Source organism: Demequina sp. NBRC 110055, assembly GCF_002090135.1.
In the GTDB taxonomy this organism is placed as follows: Bacteria; Actinomycetota; Actinomycetes; order Actinomycetales; family Demequinaceae; genus Demequina.
In genome coordinates, this window is record NZ_BBRL01000004.1 from 1,079,160 (window position 1) to 1,096,310 (window position 17,151).

Annotated in this window: 16 protein-coding genes and 1 tRNA gene; 13 read left to right on the top strand and 4 right to left on the bottom strand. The window is 70.5% G+C overall.

What is annotated here, in order from left to right:
- Window positions 1–89: 89 nt before the first annotated feature.
- From B7K24_RS05070 to B7K24_RS05080, 3 genes are all read left to right on the top strand, one after another.
- Window positions 90–1,379, top strand: a complete 1,290-nt coding sequence (locus B7K24_RS05070) for a hemolysin family protein (protein ID WP_084129030.1) — start codon at window positions 90–92, stop codon at window positions 1,377–1,379.
- Entirely contained in the window at window positions 1,376–2,410 is a 1,035-nt protein-coding gene (locus B7K24_RS05075) for a hemolysin family protein (protein WP_084129031.1), read from the top strand. Before B7K24_RS05070 ends, B7K24_RS05075 begins: the two co-directional genes overlap by 4 nt.
- A 185-nt stretch (window positions 2,411–2,595) precedes the next feature.
- Window positions 2,596–3,438 (top strand): M15 family metallopeptidase, encoded by an 843-nt coding sequence (locus B7K24_RS05080; RefSeq protein ID WP_084129032.1) that lies wholly within the window; start codon window positions 2,596–2,598, stop codon window positions 3,436–3,438.
- Between the two features lie 64 nt (window positions 3,439–3,502).
- On the opposite strand, the gene B7K24_RS05085 is transcribed toward B7K24_RS05080, so the two are convergent.
- On the bottom strand, window positions 3,503–4,327 hold the full coding sequence (locus tag B7K24_RS05085) for a class II aldolase/adducin family protein (RefSeq protein WP_084129033.1): 825 nt from the start codon (window positions 4,325–4,327) through the stop codon (window positions 3,503–3,505).
- Between the two features lie 228 nt (window positions 4,328–4,555).
- Between B7K24_RS05085 and ald the strand changes: the two genes are divergently transcribed.
- A complete protein-coding gene (ald, locus tag B7K24_RS05090) occupies window positions 4,556–5,662 on the top strand; it encodes an alanine dehydrogenase (protein ID WP_084129034.1) in 1,107 nt (368 codons plus the stop codon).
- On the opposite strand, the gene B7K24_RS05095 is transcribed toward ald, so the two are convergent.
- Window positions 5,571–6,461, bottom strand: a complete 891-nt coding sequence (locus B7K24_RS05095; protein WP_159449153.1) for a patatin-like phospholipase family protein — start codon at window positions 6,459–6,461, stop codon at window positions 5,571–5,573. The genes ald and B7K24_RS05095 overlap by 92 nt on opposite strands.
- Before the next feature lie 61 nt (window positions 6,462–6,522).
- On the opposite strand from B7K24_RS05095, the gene B7K24_RS05100 reads away from it, so the two are divergent.
- The 5 genes from B7K24_RS05100 to B7K24_RS05120 all read left to right on the top strand — a co-directional run bounded on the left by B7K24_RS05100 (window position 6,523) and on the right by B7K24_RS05120 (window position 10,517).
- On the top strand, window positions 6,523–6,876 hold the full coding sequence (locus tag B7K24_RS05100) for a hypothetical protein (RefSeq protein WP_144268129.1): 354 nt from the start codon (window positions 6,523–6,525) through the stop codon (window positions 6,874–6,876).
- A gap of 70 nt (window positions 6,877–6,946) precedes the next feature.
- The gene (locus B7K24_RS05105) at window positions 6,947–7,816 is read left to right on the top strand and encodes an aldo/keto reductase (RefSeq protein ID WP_084129037.1); all 870 of its coding nucleotides are present in this window, start codon (window positions 6,947–6,949) and stop codon (window positions 7,814–7,816) included.
- 4 nt (window positions 7,817–7,820) lie between these two features.
- Window positions 7,821–8,069 carry a hypothetical protein gene (locus tag B7K24_RS05110; protein WP_084129038.1) on the top strand — a complete coding sequence of 83 codons (249 nt, stop codon included), beginning with the start codon at window positions 7,821–7,823 and terminating at the stop codon, window positions 8,067–8,069.
- Between the two features lie 126 nt (window positions 8,070–8,195).
- On the top strand, window positions 8,196–9,467 hold the full coding sequence (locus B7K24_RS05115; RefSeq protein ID WP_159449154.1) for a multidrug effflux MFS transporter: 1,272 nt from the start codon (window positions 8,196–8,198) through the stop codon (window positions 9,465–9,467).
- A gap of 9 nt (window positions 9,468–9,476) precedes the next feature.
- Window positions 9,477–10,517: an NAD(P)-dependent alcohol dehydrogenase gene (locus B7K24_RS05120; protein WP_084129040.1), complete on the top strand. Its 1,041-nt coding sequence runs from the start codon at window positions 9,477–9,479 to the stop codon at window positions 10,515–10,517.
- Between the two features lie 199 nt (window positions 10,518–10,716).
- Here the strand turns inward: B7K24_RS05120 and B7K24_RS05125 are convergent.
- Together B7K24_RS05125 and B7K24_RS05130 are read right to left on the bottom strand one after the other, a co-directional pair.
- A tRNA-Arg gene (locus B7K24_RS05125) sits at window positions 10,717–10,789 on the bottom strand.
- A 27-nt stretch (window positions 10,790–10,816) separates the two neighbouring features.
- A complete protein-coding gene (locus tag B7K24_RS05130) occupies window positions 10,817–11,812 on the bottom strand; it encodes a LacI family DNA-binding transcriptional regulator (protein ID WP_200808276.1) in 996 nt (331 codons plus the stop codon).
- 103 nt (window positions 11,813–11,915) lie between these two features.
- Between B7K24_RS05130 and B7K24_RS05135 the strand changes: the two genes are divergently transcribed.
- The 4 genes from B7K24_RS05135 to B7K24_RS05150 all read left to right on the top strand — a co-directional run bounded on the left by B7K24_RS05135 (window position 11,916) and on the right by B7K24_RS05150 (window position 17,133).
- Window positions 11,916–13,541: an HAD-IA family hydrolase gene (locus B7K24_RS05135; RefSeq protein WP_084129041.1), complete on the top strand. Its 1,626-nt coding sequence runs from the start codon at window positions 11,916–11,918 to the stop codon at window positions 13,539–13,541.
- Window positions 13,542–13,579: 38 nt separating this feature from the next.
- Complete coding sequence (locus tag B7K24_RS05140) at window positions 13,580–14,485, top strand: cell division protein FtsQ (RefSeq protein ID WP_084129042.1); 906 nt, start codon at window positions 13,580–13,582, stop codon at window positions 14,483–14,485.
- Window positions 14,486–14,566: 81 nt separating this feature from the next.
- On the top strand, window positions 14,567–16,330 hold the full coding sequence (locus B7K24_RS05145; protein ID WP_084129043.1) for an ABC transporter ATP-binding protein: 1,764 nt from the start codon (window positions 14,567–14,569) through the stop codon (window positions 16,328–16,330).
- Complete coding sequence (locus B7K24_RS05150) at window positions 16,327–17,133, top strand: energy-coupling factor transporter transmembrane protein EcfT (RefSeq protein WP_084129044.1); 807 nt, start codon at window positions 16,327–16,329, stop codon at window positions 17,131–17,133. Before B7K24_RS05145 ends, B7K24_RS05150 begins: the two co-directional genes overlap by 4 nt.
- The last annotated feature ends 18 nt before the right edge of the window (window positions 17,134–17,151 follow it).

The window sequence follows — 17,151 nt, forward strand, 5'->3', positions numbered from 1 at the left end:
CCCCTTCCGTGGCGACGTGGAACTCTGTCGATGCTAACGACCGATGGCTATGCTGGCGGGACTATGGACTATCCGAGTTCGCGCCTCAGATGACCGAGTGGCTGCTGGTAGGTGTCGGTGTCCTGCTGACCGTGGGGACCGCCGTGTTCGTGTCGGCCGAGTTCTCGCTGGTCGCGCTCGACCCCGCGCATGTGGAGGACGGTGGCAAGGACAAGCGTGTGCGCCGCGCCCTCGCCCGCCTGTCGACGCAGTTGTCAGGGGCCCAGGTGGGCATCACGCTCACCACCATCCTGCTGGGATACACCGCGCAGCCGGCCCTCGTGCAACTGCTGAGCGTGCCGCTCGAGTCCACGGCCCTGGGCCGCGCCGCGGTCGCGGGCATCGCCGGCGCACTGTCGCTGGTGCTCGTCAACGCCTTCTCGATGGTGTTCGGCGAGCTGGTGCCCAAGAATGCGGCGCTCGCCGACCCGACCCGCACCGCCCGGCTGGTGGCGCCGTGGCTGATGGCGTTCACGACCGCGCTCGGGCCGCTCATCGCGCTCCTCAACCGCTCCGCCAACGGCATCTTGCGCGTGATGGGCATCGAGCCGCGTGAGGAACTCTCGGGCGGGCGTTCCCCGCAGGAACTCGCCGCGCTGGTACGCCGCTCGGCGGAGGCGGGCACCCTTGCCCCGTCGACGGCGCTGCTGCTGAAGAACACGATCGACCTCGACCAACTCACGGCCATCGACGTGATGACCGATCGCACACGCCTCGCGACATTGGAGCGCGACGCCACTGCGGCCGATGTGATGGCGCTGTCGCGTGCGAGCGGCCACTCGCGCTTCCCGGTGGTCGGGGAGGGCGTCGATGACGTCATCGGCCTGGTGCACCTGCGCGCCGCCATCGCCGTCCCCGCACATGACCGCCACGAGGTGCCCGTGCGCGACCTCATGGTGGACGCCCCGCGCGTGCCCGAGACGCTGCAGATGCGCCCGCTGCTGCTCGAACTGCGAGACCTCGGCCTGCAGGTCGCCATCGTCGAGGACGAATACGGCGGCACGGCGGGACTGGTCACGCTGGAAGACGTGGTCGAGGAACTGGTCGGCGAGGTCGCCGACGAGCACGACCGTCGCCGCAGCGCCGCGCATCGCATGCCCTCGGGCGATTGGGTGGTGCCGGGGGTGCTCCGGCCCGACGAGGTGGCCGAGGCCGTGGGAGTCACCATCCCCGAGTCGCCCGCCTACGAGACGCTGGGCGGCTTCGTCATGGCCCGACTGGGCCGCGTCGCACAGGTCGGCGACGAGGTCACGACGGACGATGCCGTGGTGAGGGTCGAACGGATGGTGGGCCGCCGCATCGACCGGGTGCGGGTGCGCCCGGCCCCGGAGGCGCCATGAGTATCCAGATGGTGCTGCTCGTGGCGGGCCTGCTTCTCGCCAACGCTTTCTTCGTGGGCGCCGAGTTCGCCGTGATCACCGCGCGTCGCAGTTCGATCGAGCCGCTGGCCGAGGAGGGCTCGCGTGCCGCCCGTACGGTCCTGTGGGCGCTCGAGAACGTGTCGCTGATGCTCGCCACGGCGCAGCTGGGAGTGACGGTGTGTTCGGTGTCGCTTGGTGTGGTCGCGGAGCCCGCCGTCGCCCACGCGCTCGAGGGTCCGCTGCATGGGCTGGGGATCCCCAGCGAGGCCTCGCACGTCGTCGCGGTGATCATCGCGCTCGTGATTGTCGTGGGGCTGCACGTCGTCGTGGGGGAGATGGTGCCCAAGAACTCGGCGGTGTCGAACCCCGGGCGAGCGGCCCTACTCTTTGGTCCGCCGCTGGTGTGGATCGCGCGGGTCCTCGGCCCCATCATTGCGGCCCTGAACTGGCTCGCCAACGGTGTGCTGCGGCTCGTGGGCATCGAGCCACGCGACGAGGTGACGAGCGCGTTCACCGCCGACGAGGTGCACTCGATCGTGGAGCGCTCGAGCGAGGAAGGCACACTCCAGGACGCGGAGGGGCTGCTGTCGGGCGCCATCGAATTCTCCGACCGCACGGCCGGAGAGGTGATGGTCGCGCTCGGCGACGTGCGCGGCGTGCCCGCGGGCGTCAGCGTCGACGAGTTTGAGGCGGTCGTCAGCGAGACCGGCTACTCGCGACTGCCCGTGCACGACGAGGACGGCCACTATGTGGGCTACCTGCACATCAAGGACACGCTCTATGCGCGGCCGGGAGAGCGCGAGGAACCCATCCAGGAGTGGCGCGTGCGCGCGCTGCCCACCGTGGCGTTCGATGCTGGCGTCGAGTCGGTGCTGGCCCTCATGAGGCAGTCCGCGGCACACCTCGCACAGGTCGTCCAGGAGGATCGCGCCGTGGGCCTCGTGTACCTCGAGGACATCATCGAAGAGCTCGTGGGCGAGGTGCGCGACGCGATGTCGCGCGAGGCGTGAGACAAACCTCACAAGGCCTGTCGCGCGGCGGGAACCGGACCATATTCTCAAGCGTTGGGCCCGCGGTGACGATGAGGACAACGACCGAGGGTGGCGCTCGTCGTTACCATTTGGTTACAATCGACGGCATCCTGGCCAGGGGGATGGCGGGATGACGATGGCAATCGATCTGTGTGGAGGCTTGTGTGAGCAAGCGTGAGGACGGCGCGCAGCCGCATCACCGCTCGCGTCGCCTGCGACGCCTCCAGGAGACTCAAGAACTCCAGGTCAAGACCACCCACCGACGCCGCAAGCTGCTCACCCGCTCGGGAGTGCTGGCGGGCTTCGCACTCGCGATGGTGGTCTACCCCATGGTCGGCACCCTCACCCCCTACGCCGAGGCGAACGAGAGCGCCGAACAGCTCGCGACGGGCGACGTCCCCGCGAGCTCGGCGGCATCGGCCCTGCTGGGTGGCGGTGTCGCGCTCGCCTCCTCCGACCTCCCGCTGCCCGGGATCGACGAGTCCGCGACGGCGCTTGCCGCATCGGCCACCTACATCGTCTCCACGAGCCTTCCCAACTGCGACCCGTCCGAGGGGTGGGAGGGCTACAACGGCAAGCTCACCGACTCGTCGCTGTGCACCCTGTGGAACGGCGAGGTCGTCCGCAACGACGCCGCCGTCGCGCTCGCGGAACTCAACGTCCAGTTCAAGGCGGTCTTCGGACGCGACCTGTGCGTGGGCAACGGCTACCGCACGCTTGCCAGCCAGTACGCGACCAAGCGCAGCCAGGGCTACCTCGCCGCCACGCCCGGCACCTCGGTGCACGGCTGGGGCCTCGCGATCGACCTGTGCGGCTCGGACGACACGGGCGCGACGAAGCGCTGGCTCGAGGCCAACGGGCCCGTGTGGGGCTGGGAGAACCCGTCCTGGGCGAAGTCGCGCAAGTGGGAGCCGTGGCACTGGGAGTACGTCCCCGGCACCGACGACCTGGGCGTGTACGACTCCTCGTACTGGAGCTCGACGGGCGCGTACCGCTCGTCCGACTGATCCTCGCCCCACATCACAGACCCGGATCGCCGCGGCGACCCGGGTCTTCGTGTGTCGGGGCCGACTACAGCCAGCGGGAGCGAATCGAGAAGGTGGTCGCGACGGACGAGATCTCGTCGCGCGTCAGCCCCTCGGCGCGGCCGCCGGCAACGATGTCCATGTACTCGTACTTGGCCGCGGTCTCCGCATACTCGACGCGGTCCACGGCGCGGTAGACCGAGACATCGGAGCGCGACATGGTGCCGTGCTTGGACCACAGCACTATCTCGTGCTCGCGCAGCCCGGCCACGTTGGCTTCACCCATCTGCTCCGAGCCCGGGATGTAAAACGGCAGCACGCCGATCCCGTCTGACAGCGACACGATCGTCTCGGGCTCCCAGCGCAGGATGGCGCGATTCATCGCCTCGGTGTCGCGATATGCCGGGATGTGGGAGAGGTACGTGAGGTGCGGCGGCTGCGCGTGCACGACGGCCTGGAAATCGATGCCGCGACGCTCCACCTGGTCCTGATGCACCGCGAGGTGCGAGTTGAATTCGCTCGTCAGGCGCGCGAACCGGCGCGTGCTCGCCGTGTACAGCGTGCCGGTCACGCCACCCTCGTGGATGACGACGGCGCCCATCGCCGACAGGGGGTCGGCGGCCAACTGGCGCAGGCGGCGGCCGGAGCCGGTGGCCAGGACCGTGCCGCCCGCGAGTGCGGGCGCCGGGTCGGGCAGCGTGATCTCCTCGGCGTGGGGGAAGTGGCGGCGCACCTCGACGTCCCAGCCCATGTAGACCGAGATGTTGCCGGCTCCGGCCTCCGAGGCGTCGATGTCGCAGATGCGTGCGCCGCCGTCGCCGATCTGCTCGATGAGCTCGTCGAGGGTGGGGCGGGGCAGGTCGGTCAGCATGATCTCTCCTGGGTGTCGCAGGCTGGCATTCGTTTGTGAAACGATTCAACTCTACGTCGCGTGGCGAGGGCGCTCACGGGACAAAGGTCCGAGGCCTTTGGCCGCGTCGAGATGCGCGGCAGACCCCGATGCACCAGGCTGGATGGTGAGGCGCCCCGCCATCCCTGGGACGCCCGCCCGACGCGTCCGTCCGGTCACCCGCGGGGTGGACGCAGAACAGGAGTTGCCATGCTCATCGGAGTCCCCGCCGAGGTCAAGAACCGCGAGACCAGGGTGGCCCTCACCCCCGAGGGAGCCGCCCGGCTCACGAAGGCCGGGCACGACGTGGTGATCCAGGCGGGTGCCGGCGCGGCATCTTTCCTCACCGATGAGGCGTATGTCGCGGCGGGGGCACGGCTCGGCACCGTCGATGAGGCATGGGCCGCGGACCTGGTGCTCAAGGTCAAGGAGCCCGTGCCGGAGGAGTACGACCGTCTTAGCGCGAACATCCTGTTCACGTTCCTGCACCTTGCGGCCAACGAGCCGCTCGCCCGCGCCCTCATCGCGGCGGGCACGACGGCGATCTCCTACGACACGGTTCAGCTCGACGACGGCACTCTCCCCCTGCTGACTCCGATGAGCGAGATCGCGGGCCGCCTCGCGACCCTCGAGGGGGCCCACCACCTGCTCTCGCCGAGCGGAGGCCGCGGCGTCCTCCTGGGCGGCGTGGGTGACCTTCCGGGAGCGCGAGTCGTGGTGATCGGTGCGGGCGTCGCCGGTCGCGCCGCCTTGGCGGAGGCTGTGGCGTTGGGGGCCGATGCCGTGGTCCTCGATCTCGATGAGTCTCGCCTGGCAGCGGCTCGCCACGCCCACGGCGAGCGCGTCCGCACCGAACTGTCGACTCCCGCCTCGGTCGCGCGGGAGGTCGCGGCCGCGGACTTGGTGATTGGCGCGGTCCTGGTGCCGGGCCGCCCGGCGCCCACGGTCGTCTCGCACGCCATGGTCGAAGGGATGCGTCCTGGCTCAGTCCTGGTGGATATCGCGATCGATCAGGGAGGATGCTTCGAGGATTCGCGTCCCACCACCCATGACGACCCGGTGTTCCGCGTGGCCGGCTCGACCCTGTACTGCGTGGCCAACATGCCCGGCGCGGTGGGCGCGACCGCGACGGAGGCCCTCGCACATGCGACGGCTCCCTACGTCGACGCGCTCGCCGCGCACGGCCGCGACGCCCTAGCGACGGACAGCGCGCTCGCGCGTGGCCTCAACGTCGATGCAGGAACCCTGCGATGCCGTGCTGTCGCGCAGGCGCTTGCTCACCTTCCGAGTGCGCCTGAGCTGGCGGCGGCGTCGTGATGCGGCCGATGTGGTGCTCGAGCGCCGTGGGATGATCCGGCCGGCCCGCGACGACGGGGTAGTCCTCGAGCTCGCGCTCGGCGGCCTCGCGTCCCAACAGCACGAGGGTGCCAAGGTCGTCGACGCCCCACGCGGTGTGGCCTCCGAGGCGCGGTTCGATCATGGTGACGTCCGCGCTGATCTCCCACTCGTGGACGCTGACAGACGATTCGAAGCCGTGAAAGTCCCATTCGGGTTGGAGGCGCACGCCAATGACGTGGGTGGCGCCCAGCCCGAAGCACGCCTCGAGCGGCACGTTCTGCACCAGCCCTCCGTCGAGGAGGTGATGCCCCTGGTGTGGCACGGGGCGGAACACGCCCGGCACGGCGATCGATGCCGCCACCGCGAGGGACAGTGAACCGTGGTCGAGCACGACGGCCTTGCGGGTGTTGATGTCGGTGGCGACCGCGGCAAAGCGTGTCGGCAGGTCCTCGATCTGGGGGTCACCGCCGGCGACCTTTCGGAGGCCCTCCAGCAGGGCGTCGGCCGTGAGGAGACCCAGGCCGGGCCGAGGTGTCCACCGGCCGAACGTGCCCCACGACCACGTCAGGACGCGGTCTTCGAGGTCATACGGGTCCACACCGAGCGCGAGGGCCCCGCCGGCGATGGCCCCCGCGGACGTCCCGGTAATGATCGAGGGAACGATGCCGCGCTCGTGGAGCACCTGCAGCACCCCCACATGGGCGGCGCCGAGCGCGCCGCCGCCACCGAGGGCGAGGCCGAGCCGGGGGACGTAGCGCAGGTCGTCGAGCGCGGGCATGCGCCCATCGTAGGAAAGGGTGGGGCCGTCGCGCGCGGCGGCGCACCTATCCTTGATGCCCATGAGTGCATCCCCGGATCAGACTCCGCGCAGCTGGGCGCCCATGGTGGGGGCCGGCGCCGTCGCCGCGGTGATCATCGTGGCAGCCGTCATCTGGTGGATGGTGGGTGCCGGCGTTTCCGAGGACCAGCAGGTGGGGATCACGGCGTGCGAGGAGCTCGCGGTTGCCGAGGGGTTGCCTCCGATCGCGCGCGGTGACGTGAAGGGTCCCGAGGATGGCCTGGTCGACGTGTCCTGGGAGTTCTCCGACGGCACCTTCGGCGGCTGCCAGGTCGAGGTGATCGACGGCGTCGCGGGCGCGCCGGTCCTGGTGGGCGACGTGGCGGCGAGCCCGAGCCCCTCGCCGTCCGCCTGAGCACGCGCATTTGAGGCTCTCCGGGCCTACCAGGTACGTTCGAGGGACACCCCTGACGTGAAGGAGAGGCATGAAGCGACGTGAACTCGGCCAGACGGTGGTGAGCGCCATCGGATTGGGTGCCATGCCGATGTCCATCGAGGGCCGGCCGGACGAGGCCCGCTCGTTCGCGACCATCCATGCCGCTCTCGACGCGGGCGTCACCCTCATCGACACGGCGGACGCGTACCACCTCAACCCGGGCGAGGCAGGGCACAACGAGCAGCTCATCGCGCGCGCGGTGGCCGCCTATCCCGGCGACACCGACGCGGTGCTGATCGCAACCAAGGCGGGAAGCCTACGCCCCGGCGACGGCACCTGGTATCAGAACGGTGACCCGGCGTACCTCAAGGAGGCAGCCAAGGCGTCGGCACAGCGGATGGGGGTGGACAGCATCGGCCTCCTGCAATATCACCGGCCCGACCCGCGCGTGCCCTACGCCGACTCGGTGGGCGCCTTCGCCGAGCTGCTCGACGAAGGGGTCATCCGTCAGGCGGGCATCTCCAATGCGAACCCGGACCAGATTCGTGAGGCCCACGACGTCCTGGGCGGCCGACTCGCCAGCGTGCAGAACCAGTTCTCGCCGGCGTTCGTGACGTCGTATCCCGAGCTAGAACTGTGCGCCGCCATGGGCATCGCCTTCCTGCCGTGGAGCCCGCTGGGCGGCATCGGCAAGGCGGGCGATGTCGGCACCCGGTTTGCTCCCTTCCAGCAGGTGGCCGATGCTCGGGGCGTCTCCGCGCAGCAGGTGGTCCTCGCATGGGAGCTGGCGCTCGCCGACGTCGTCATCCCCATCCCGGGGGCGTCGCGACCCAGCTCGATCCTGGACTCCGCTGCGGCCGCCGAGCTTGAGCTGTCCGAGGATGACATGGCGTTGCTGGGATCCGTGTTGCAGGATTGACGTCATGGCGAAGAACCGACTGATCACCAGCGCCTCGCGGACGGCCGGGCTCGCGCTCGTCACCGACGGCGTAGTGGGCCTCGCGGTGCCCGGTCAACGCGAGAAGGAGTGGGCAGTGCCGCGCAAGGTGTGGCGCCGCTCGGTGCGGCGCGTCGTGGGCGAAGCCGTCGAGTCGCCGGCCTTCGCGGTGGTGGAGATCGTGGTGGGGCTCGCGCTCGTGGCGGTGGTGCCACGCGTGCTCGCGCGCAGCTGAACGCCGGGTCCCGGGGTGTGGTGCGGCGTGCCGCGCACCGACGCGACGTAGCGGGAAAGGCCTTTCCGTTCTAGCGTAGAAGCTGGCCGCTCGTTCCCGTCCCGCGGCCGGATGGAGGGGCACCTCGTGCCCGTTGATAGACCCGCCGCCGTCGCGGCCCCCGTGCGCCTCACGGCGCTGACCTTCCTCGTGCTCGGCCTGGTGCAGGCCATCTGGCCGCTGACGATGGACCTGTACCTGCCGGCCTTCCCCACGATCGTCGCGGACCTCGGCACGTCGGCATCGGCCATCCAGGCGACCTTGACCGCGGCCTTCGTCGGCATGGCTCTCGGCCAATTGCTCACGGGGCCATGGTCGGACCGCGTGGGCCGACGCCGCCCCATGCTCGTGGCTCTCGTCGTCTACATCGCCGCCTCCGTGGGGTGTGCGCTCGCGCCGAGCGCGGGTGTTCTCATCGGTGCTCGATTCGCGCAGGGGCTCGGCGCCGCCTCGGCCGCCGTGCTGACCATCGCGATGGTGCGCGACGCGTCCGAGGGACCCCAGATGGTGCGTGCTCTCGCGCGACTGCAGTTGGTCAACGGCACGTTCGTGGTGCTCGCGCCGTCCATCGGCGCCTGGCTGCTGGGGGTGACCCCGTGGAGGGGGATGTTCTGGCTGCTCGCCGGGGTCGGGGTGGCGCTGCTCGCGATCACGAGCTGGGCACTCAGTCCGCGCCGGTGGGGCCCTGGCGCGGCACCCGTGGCCGATGCCGCGGTCGCCAGGCCGCGGCTCTACGCGCCGCTCGTCGCGGACCGCCGCTACCTCTTGGCAGTCGCCGGGGGAGCGTTGGTGTTCGCCGCGATGATGTCGTACATGGCGAGTTCCGCCTTCCTGTTTCTCGAACACTTTGGGCTCAGCGAGACCACGTACGCCGTCGTCTTCGGCGGCCACGGACTCATGATGATCGCCGGGGCGCAAGTCAGCGCCCGCGTCGCGGGCCGCGTCGCCCCGGTGCGCGTGGTGGTGATCGGTGCGACCGTGCTGCTCGGTGCCGCCGCGGCGGCGACGGCCCTCGGCCCCTTCGCGGGCGACTCGCGCGTCTGGCTGTTCCTGGTGCCGTTGTTCGTGTTCACCACGGCCTTTGGGTTCGTGAACCCGGCGCTCCAGGAGGTGGCGCTCCACGACCACCGCGAGCGTGCCGGATCCGCCGCGTCACTCATGGGCGCGACACGGATGATCGCGGGCTCGGCGGCTGCGCCGCTCGTGGGGGCGGTGGGTGTCGCCACACCCACCCTCGTCGGCGGGGCGATGGCGGTGTGCTGCGCGCTCGCCGCCGCCGTCCTGCTGGTGCTGGGCCGGGCGACACAAGCGAAGGGCCAGGAAACTACGGGTGCCGCCGAGGCGCCGGCCGCATCCTAGGATGGCGCCATGAGCACCGTTGCCGCCATTGTTGCCCCGTCCGCCGACGCCCCGCTCGAGCGCGGCAGCGTCACTCGCCGGGAGGTGGGGCCGCGCGACGTCCTCATCGACATCGCGTGGGCAGGCATCTGCCACTCCGACATTCACACCGTGCGCGGCGACTGGGGCGCGCAGACGTACCCGCTGGCCGTGGGTCACGAGATCGCGGGCACGGTCGCCGCGGTCGGTGCGGAGGTGACCAGCGTGGCCGTGGGCGACCGCGTGGGCGTGGGATGCATGGTGGGTTCGTGCCGCCAATGCGCCAACTGCCAGGCAGGGCGCGAGCAGTACTGCGAGAAGGGGTTCACAGATACGTATGGCGCCCGTGACGCCGACGGCACCGTCACCCAGGGCGGCTACAGCGCCGCCGTGGTGGTAGACGAGCACTTCGTGCTGTCGCTGCCCGCCGCGCTTCCGTTCGAGAAGGTCGCGCCGTTGCTGTGCGCGGGCATCACCACCTACTCGCCGCTGCGCCGGTGGGGCGCGGGCCCCGGCAAGCGCGTCGCCGTGGTCGGCATGGGCGGATTGGGTCACATGGCAGTGAAGCTCGCGGTCGCGATGGGTGCCGAGGTCGCGGTGCTGTCGCAGACCTCCTCCAAGCGCGCCGACGCCCTCCGGTTCGGCGCCGTCGCCCACCACGCAACGAGCGATCCTTCCGTGTTCACGGAACTCGCCAATTCCTTCGACCTCATCATCAACACCGTCTCGGCGCCGCTGGACGTGGACGCGTACCTCGGCATGCTCGACTTTGCGGGGGTGATGGCGAACGTGGGTGCGCCGCCCGAGCCCGCCGCGATGTCCGTCTTCACCCTGTTTACGAACCAGCGCTCGTTTACCGGTTCCACCATCGGCGGCATCGCGGAGACGCAGGAGATGCTCGAGTTCTGCGCCGAGCATGGGATTGTTCCCGAGGTCGAGATCATTGCCGCGGACCAGGTCAACGATGCGTGGGAGCGGGTGCTGAAGTCGGACGTGCGCTACCGGTTCGTCATCGACGCCGCGACGCTGTAGGCCGTGCGCGCTGGGAGCCACCCAGTGCCCGTTTCTCACCGAAAGCGGGCACCCAGCGCCTCCTGGGGCGCAAGGGGGTGCGGGGGGGGGGGGGGGGGGGGGGCGGGCGGCTCGGTGGTGCGCGGCCGGGAACGACAAAGCCGCAGGAGTCCGCGCCTTTCAGCGCGCCCTGCGGCCCTTGTGTCGCGAGCATACGACGTGCCCCCGACAGGAATCGAACCTGCGACCTTCGGTACCGGAAACCGGCGCTCTATCCGCTGAGCTACGGGGGCATGCGGGGTGACCCGCGAGGGTCAAGACTAGCAGGGGGCGGCGGTGGTGCCCCGCACGGTCAGGCTCGGCTCGAGCGTGACCTCGACCGTGTCGCGGTCGCCGTCGATGCGTGACAGCAGCAGCCTGGCCGCCTCGCGGCCAATGGCCTCGCGCGGCTGCGCGACCGTGGTGAGTCCTGGGCGCACCTGGCGGGCGATCTGGGCGTCGTCGTAGCCCACGATGCTGAGCCGCGCGGGCACATCGAGGCCCGCGTCGAGCGCGTCGTGGAGCAAGGCGGCAGCCGTGCGGTCGTTGCCGGCGAAGCACGCGGTGGGTCCCTCGGGCGTGCCGGAGGCCGCGAGCAGTGCCGCCGTGCCGCCCTCGTCGACCCACAGGGTCGTCGCGGGAAGGTCGGCACGCGTCATCGCCTCGCCATAGGCGTGACGACGGGCCGATGCCGCGGCGCGCCTCGACGATGCCAGGTGCACGATGCGACGGTGGCCCAGGCTCAGGAGGTGGTCGAGCGCGAGGGCGGCGCCGCGCTCGTCGTGGTTGCGCACCACGCTCACGCGCCGCGGCTGCGTAAACGGCCGGCCGACCATGACGAGCGGCCGGCGGGTGGCGGCGGCGTCGAGCGCCTCGGCGGCGAGCATCGCCGAGACCACGATGACCCCGTCCACGCCTAGGTCGAGTATCTGGTCCAGGCGCGCGGCGAGCACCTCGGGCCGTGAGCGGCCGTGGCCGATGACCGTTCCGAGCCCCGCGTCCAGGGCCCGCGACTCGATGCCCGCGACGACGTCCGCGTGGTACGGGTTGGACAGGTCCGAGACCAGGACACCGATCACCTGCGTGCGGCCGCGCGCGAGCCCGCGCGCCAACACGTTGGAGCGATACCCCAAGTCGTCGGCGACGGCGAGGATGCGCGTGCGGGTGGCGTCGGACACACCCACGTCGCCCCTGATGGCAAGGGAGACGAGCGACTTCGACACGCCTGCCGCGCGCGCGACGTCCACGATGGTGGGGGCGGCGCGGTCGGCGGACATGAGCCGATTCAATCAGAACCCTCAGTGAACATTCGGCGAACGCGGGCGAACAACAGGCAACGCCACTGGAACGCTCCAGGAGCCCCTGGCTAGCGTCGCCGATGTGAACGACACTCAGCCCGCGACGCCCTTGCCCGTCCCCGCCGCACTCCTGCTCGACTTCGGCGGCGTGATCATCACGACGGCCAAGCGGCCGACGGGCCTGGACGATGCCGCGGCCTACGTGGCGGCGACTCTCGAGCGCGGCCTCATCGACGTGCCCGTCGCCCAGGTGCGCGCCTCTCTCGAGGCGGGCCTCACGGCGCTCACGCACTGGAAGCATGCCTCGAGCCGCCTGCCCGAGCCGCGCGAGCTCACCCAGCGGGAGATCGTGGGCGACTTCCTCGCCGCCGACCTTTCCGGGGACGCCCGCGCACTGCTGACCGCGGAGTCGGGCGAACTGCTCGACGCACTCCAGACCCTCATCACGGACCATCACCTTCGCCCCGGCATCCGGCGCCTGCTCGACACGGCAGCGAGCCACGGCATCCCCGTGGGCATCGTCTCCAACGCGCACTCCGGGCGCTCGCACCGGCGCATCCTCGCGTCGCTCGGGCTCTACGACGCATTCGCCGTGCAGGTGTATTCGGACGAGGTCGGCATGCGCAAGCCGCACCCCGGCATCCTCGCGCTCGCGGCCGCAGGCGTCGGCGCCGATCCCGCGGACTGCTGGTACGTGGGCGACACGCTCGATCGCGACGTGGTCGCCGGCCGCCGCGCGGGCATCGGCCGTGTGCTGATTACCCGCGACAAGCACACCGACTACCCGCCGTTCGCTGTCGCACATACGGCCGATGCGACGTTCGAGACCCCCGAGGGGCTCGCCGATGCGTTGGTCGCCTCGCTGGAGGCCGGCGCCACGGCGAGTGCCCCGACGGGGAGAATCGCACGCGAGCCAGCCGCGGCATCGGCCGCCCAGAATGCACGCCGTGGCGCGCTGCTGATCGACCACGGCGGCGTGATCTCCCTGTCCGAGAAGAACCCGGCGGAGATGATGCGGCTGGGCGAGCGGCTCGCGTTCCTGCTGTCGACGCCCGACAGCCCGCTTGAGCCCGGCGACGCGATCCAGATGATCGCCACGGCCCGCGAGCATCGCGCCGCGGCCAAGGGTGACTCGCTTTGCGAGACCAGCCCGCACGAGTTCTGGGTCGAACACTTCGGGCGGGACCTCGACTCGCGCGCCCGCGCCGTGCTCGCCGCCGAGTGCCACGACCTCATGCACCGCTACGGGCGCGCGAAGAGCCGCCGTGTGCTGCGAGACGGGGTGCGCGAGTCGCTCGAGGAGTGCCGGGCGCAGGGCATGCCTGTCGTCGTGGTGTCGAACACTCTGTCCGGCCGCGCCGTGCGCGACGCGTGCCGCGACCACGGCCTGACGGGCCTGATCGGCGCCTACGTGTGCTCCGACGAGCACGGCGAACGCAAGCCCGGCGCCTCCATCGTGCGCGAGGCGCTCGCGATCGCCGGTGCCGACCCCTCGGCCACCTGGTTCTACGGCGACAAGCCGCATGCCGACGCGGCGGGAGCGCTCGCGGCCGGCATTCGCCGCCGTGTCATCGTCCGCGGCGGCGCCGTCGCGGACGCCCCGATCGACGAGGCGCTTGCGAGCGGCCTCGCCACCGACGTCGTCGACTCCGCTGCGGGGCTCGCCTCGCTGCTGCGTGACGCCGCGTCGCTTTCTCTGTCCCAGTAACCCACCCCACCAGCAGCAGCTACTCCCAAGGAGCAGACATGTCCCAGACCACCGTTCCCGATGAGCGGGCCGGCCGTCTTCGAGGCACCGCCGCAGGACTGCGCCGCGACCTCAGCGGTTCGCAGAAGCTCATGATTTTTGTCCTCTCGATGGCGCTGTCCGGCGTCGCGAACATCGTCATCGAGGTCATCCCCGAGGTGTCGATCGGCCCCGTGGACGTGTCCGTCAGCTACTTCGTCTTCGTGCCGCTGGCACTCGTCGCCCTCCTCAACCCCTTCTGGGCGGCGCTCGGCGCACCCGTGGGGGAGGTCATCTTCGTCGACCTTCTCATGGGCGACTTTTCGGGACTGGCCGAGATCGAGGGCATCATCCAGATGTTCCTCGCCCTGTTCATCGCGGGTTCGATGATCCGCAACCCTAAGAACAAGATCCAGATCGCCATCGCCGCCGTGACCGTCGTGGTCATCGACAAGGCGCTGTCCGCGATCGTGGACCTGTCGAAGGTGTGGATCGGCGTCGAGGACGCGGAGTACGTCGAGGGCCTGCCCGAGTCGATCCTGGTCCTCGAGGGCATCGGCTTTGCGGTCGACATCGTCATCACTGGCGTCCTCTTCGGCGTGATCCCCGCCATCTGGCTGATCCCTGCGCTGCACGGGCGCATCGAGCCGCTGCTCGGGATGCGCCCGCGCGTGCCGGGCGAGCCCATTCAGGGTGGGGCGCCCCGGACCGGACTGTTCGTGGGTGTGGCCCTCGCGCTCGCCGTGGCCGCCTTCTTCTTCGCCTTCCTTGAAGCGTGGGACGTCGCGATCGGCGTGTTCGAGCCGGACTTCCTCGACACGTACGGCGCGGGCTTCCTGTGGGTGGGAGTCGGCGCCGCCGCGATCGCCTTCCTCGTGGGTGTCGCGCTCGTGAAGTTCAGCCGCAGCCGCAAGACCGACAACTGACCGCGTGCCGCGGGCGTCCCACGGGACGCCCGCGGCGCCGTCCCCCGCACCGCGACAGCATCACCACAGGAGCACCGCCGTATGAGCGCCATCATCGAGATCGACCGCCTGAGCTTCCGCTACCCGGGAGCCGAGCGCGACAGCCTGCGCAACGTCTGCCTCACCATTGAGGAGGGCGACTTCGTGGCCGTGATCGGCGGCAACGGCTCGGGCAAGACCACCCTGTGCAAGACGCTCAACGGGCTGGTGCCGCACTACTGGGAGGGCGACTTCGCGGGAGAGGTGCGGGTGGACGGCGTCGACACCTATGAGTCCTCCGTCGCCTCCCTGTCGTCGACCGTGGGCTACGTCTACCAGGATTTTCAGAACCAGTTGGTGCGCCCGCGCGTGCGCGACGAGGTCGAGTTTGGCCCCACCAACTTCGGCATGGCCGACTACGCCGAGCGTGCCCAGCAGGCGATGGAGATGCTCGGCATCGCACACCTCGCCGATCGGTTCGTGTGGCAGCTGTCCGGCGGCCAGGCTCACCTCACGGCGCTCGCGTCGGTCCTCGCCATGCGCCCGCGCATCATTGTGGTCGACGAGCCCGTCGCCGAGGTCGACCCCGCCGGCGCCCACGCTCTGTATGAGCGCCTCACCGAACTCAACCAGGTTCACGGCATTACCGTCATCGTGATCGAGCACCACGCCGAGTTCATCGCGCAGTACGCGAAGTCGGTGGTGCTCATGGATGACGGCGCACCCGTGTGGCACCTGCCCGCGCCACAGGCCGCCGCCCGTGCGGCCGAGCTTGCGTCGCACGGGATCCCCGCACCCCAGATCGTCGCGGCGTGCGAGGGGCTCGACCTCGCGGCGGCGCCGCGCACGGTCGACGAGGCGGCGGCGGTGTTGCGCACCGCAGGCGCGCGCCAGCGCGATTCTTGGGCGGCCGATGCTGCGGCCGGCTCGGCCTCGCAGCCCACCGTGGCGGGGACGAACCCGGCCAGTACGGAGGGCGACACGCATCGCCCGGTCGCGGTGGCATCGGCCGTCTCGCATGGCTATCGCTCCGTCGCGGGCGACCTACTCCCGGTGTTGAGTGGCGTGGACCTCACCATTCGCGCGGGCGACCGGGTGGCGCTCGTGGGCGGCAACGGCGCCGGCAAATCGACGCTCATGCGGCTGTTGTGCGGGCTGCAGGTGCCGCGCGGCGGGTCGGTGACGCTCGACGGGATCGACACCAAGAAGTCGTCGGCGACCAAGCTCGCCGAGCACGCCGCGTACCTGTTCCAACGGCCCGAGCAGATGTTCCTCAAGGACTCAATCAGGGCCGATGTGCGCCTGTTCCCAGCGGGGCGCGGGCGCGACGAGGCCGATGCCTTGGTGGACCGGGTGCTCGATCGGGTGAGGTTGAGCGACTTTGCCGACCGTGACGGCCGCACCCTGTCTGGGGGTCAGCAGCGCCGCGCGACCCTCGCCATCGGCCTCGCGATGACGCCGTCGCTATTGTTGGCCGACGAGCCGACGGCATCGCTCGACGTGGCCAGCCGCGACTCGGTCATCGCGATGCTCGACGAGCTGTCCGGGGCGATTGCCGCCGCCGTGGTCGCGACACACGACATGCACCTGGTCGCGGAATGGGCCACGCGCGTGATCGTCTTGGGAGGCGGGGGAGTGCTCGCGGACGTGACTCCCCTCGAGCTGTTCTCGTCCGATTCCTTACTGGAGGGCGCGCACGTGGTGCCGCCTCAGATCACGGCGCTGGGTCGCGCGCTGGGCATCGAGCCCGCGCCGCTCTCGGTGTCCCAATGGCGCGAGGCCGTGGCACTCGCCGATGCTTCGGAGCCGGTGGAGGTGCGCGCATGAGCCGCAAGACCAGGGACGTCCTGTCGGTCGAATGGGTGAAACTCGAGCTGATCCGTACCGCGTACGCGACCCGCGGCGGGCTGTTCGCCAAGATGGATCCGCGCATGGTGATCAGCTGGTACCTGATCTTGGCGGTGGTGCCGTGGCTGACGCACGACCTGGTGACGATCATCGCGCTGTTCGGTCTGACCGCCGTCTCCGCGGCGCTCGCGCGCGTGGGACCGCTGGTGCTCGGGCTGTTCTTGATCGGGTTCGTGACGGACTTCGCGTACGCGTTCGGCGCGGCCTGGGTCTTTGGCGGCGATCACGAGACGGCCCTCGCGCTCGTCGAGATCACGCTGAAGCTCGCGACCGTGTCGCTGGCGTCGATCGCGGCCTTCGTGTCGCTCGACCCCGAGGAACTCAGCACGGGGCTCCTCGCGTGGAAGGCGCCCGAGCTGCTCGCGTTCGGCGTCTCCTACGGGTATCGGATGATGCCCATCCTGTTCGAGGAGTTCGGAACGGTCTTCACGGGCCTGCGTCTGCGTAGCCCGCAGGGGCCGCGCGGCTTCCTGGGACTGAGGGCGCTGTGGCGCTGGGGCACCTGGGCTGTGCAGGCGTTTTACCCAATCTTCCTCAACACAGCGAAGTCGGTGCGCACCACCGTCGAGTCGCTCGAGACCCGCGGCTTCACCGCGGCCCAGGGGCGAAACCTTCGCATCGCGCAACTACGGATTGGAGCGCTCGACGTGGCCGTCGTGGCCGCGACGCTGGTGGCCGTGGTCGGGGCGTTCGAGTTGGGGGCGCTCGTCACCATCGCGTGACGCGGAGGCCCAACCGCC

What these genes read in the sequence shown, in the direction of transcription:
- B7K24_RS05070 (WP_084129030.1), top strand. Translation starts at nt 90, where the DNA reads ATGACCGAGTGGCTGCTGGTAGGTGTCGGTGTCCTGCTGACCGTGGGG.
- B7K24_RS05075 (WP_084129031.1), top strand. Translation starts at nt 1,376, where the DNA reads ATGAGTATCCAGATGGTGCTGCTCGTGGCGGGCCTGCTTCTCGCCAAC.
- B7K24_RS05085 (WP_084129033.1), bottom strand. Translation starts at nt 4,327, where the DNA reads ATGCTGACCGACCTGCCCCGCCCCACCCTCGACGAGCTCATCGAGCAG.
- ald (WP_084129034.1), top strand. Translation starts at nt 4,556, where the DNA reads ATGCTCATCGGAGTCCCCGCCGAGGTCAAGAACCGCGAGACCAGGGTG.
- B7K24_RS05095 (WP_159449153.1), bottom strand. Translation starts at nt 6,461, where the DNA reads ATGCCCGCGCTCGACGACCTGCGCTACGTCCCCCGGCTCGGCCTCGCC.
- B7K24_RS05100 (WP_144268129.1), top strand. Translation starts at nt 6,523, where the DNA reads ATGAGTGCATCCCCGGATCAGACTCCGCGCAGCTGGGCGCCCATGGTG.
- B7K24_RS05105 (WP_084129037.1), top strand. Translation starts at nt 6,947, where the DNA reads ATGAAGCGACGTGAACTCGGCCAGACGGTGGTGAGCGCCATCGGATTG.
- B7K24_RS05110 (WP_084129038.1), top strand. Translation starts at nt 7,821, where the DNA reads ATGGCGAAGAACCGACTGATCACCAGCGCCTCGCGGACGGCCGGGCTC.
- B7K24_RS05120 (WP_084129040.1), top strand. Translation starts at nt 9,477, where the DNA reads ATGAGCACCGTTGCCGCCATTGTTGCCCCGTCCGCCGACGCCCCGCTC.
- B7K24_RS05130 (WP_200808276.1), bottom strand. Translation starts at nt 11,812, where the DNA reads ATGTCCGCCGACCGCGCCGCCCCCACCATCGTGGACGTCGCGCGCGCG.
- B7K24_RS05140 (WP_084129042.1), top strand. Translation starts at nt 13,580, where the DNA reads ATGTCCCAGACCACCGTTCCCGATGAGCGGGCCGGCCGTCTTCGAGGC.
- B7K24_RS05145 (WP_084129043.1), top strand. Translation starts at nt 14,567, where the DNA reads ATGAGCGCCATCATCGAGATCGACCGCCTGAGCTTCCGCTACCCGGGA.
- B7K24_RS05150 (WP_084129044.1), top strand. Translation starts at nt 16,327, where the DNA reads ATGAGCCGCAAGACCAGGGACGTCCTGTCGGTCGAATGGGTGAAACTC.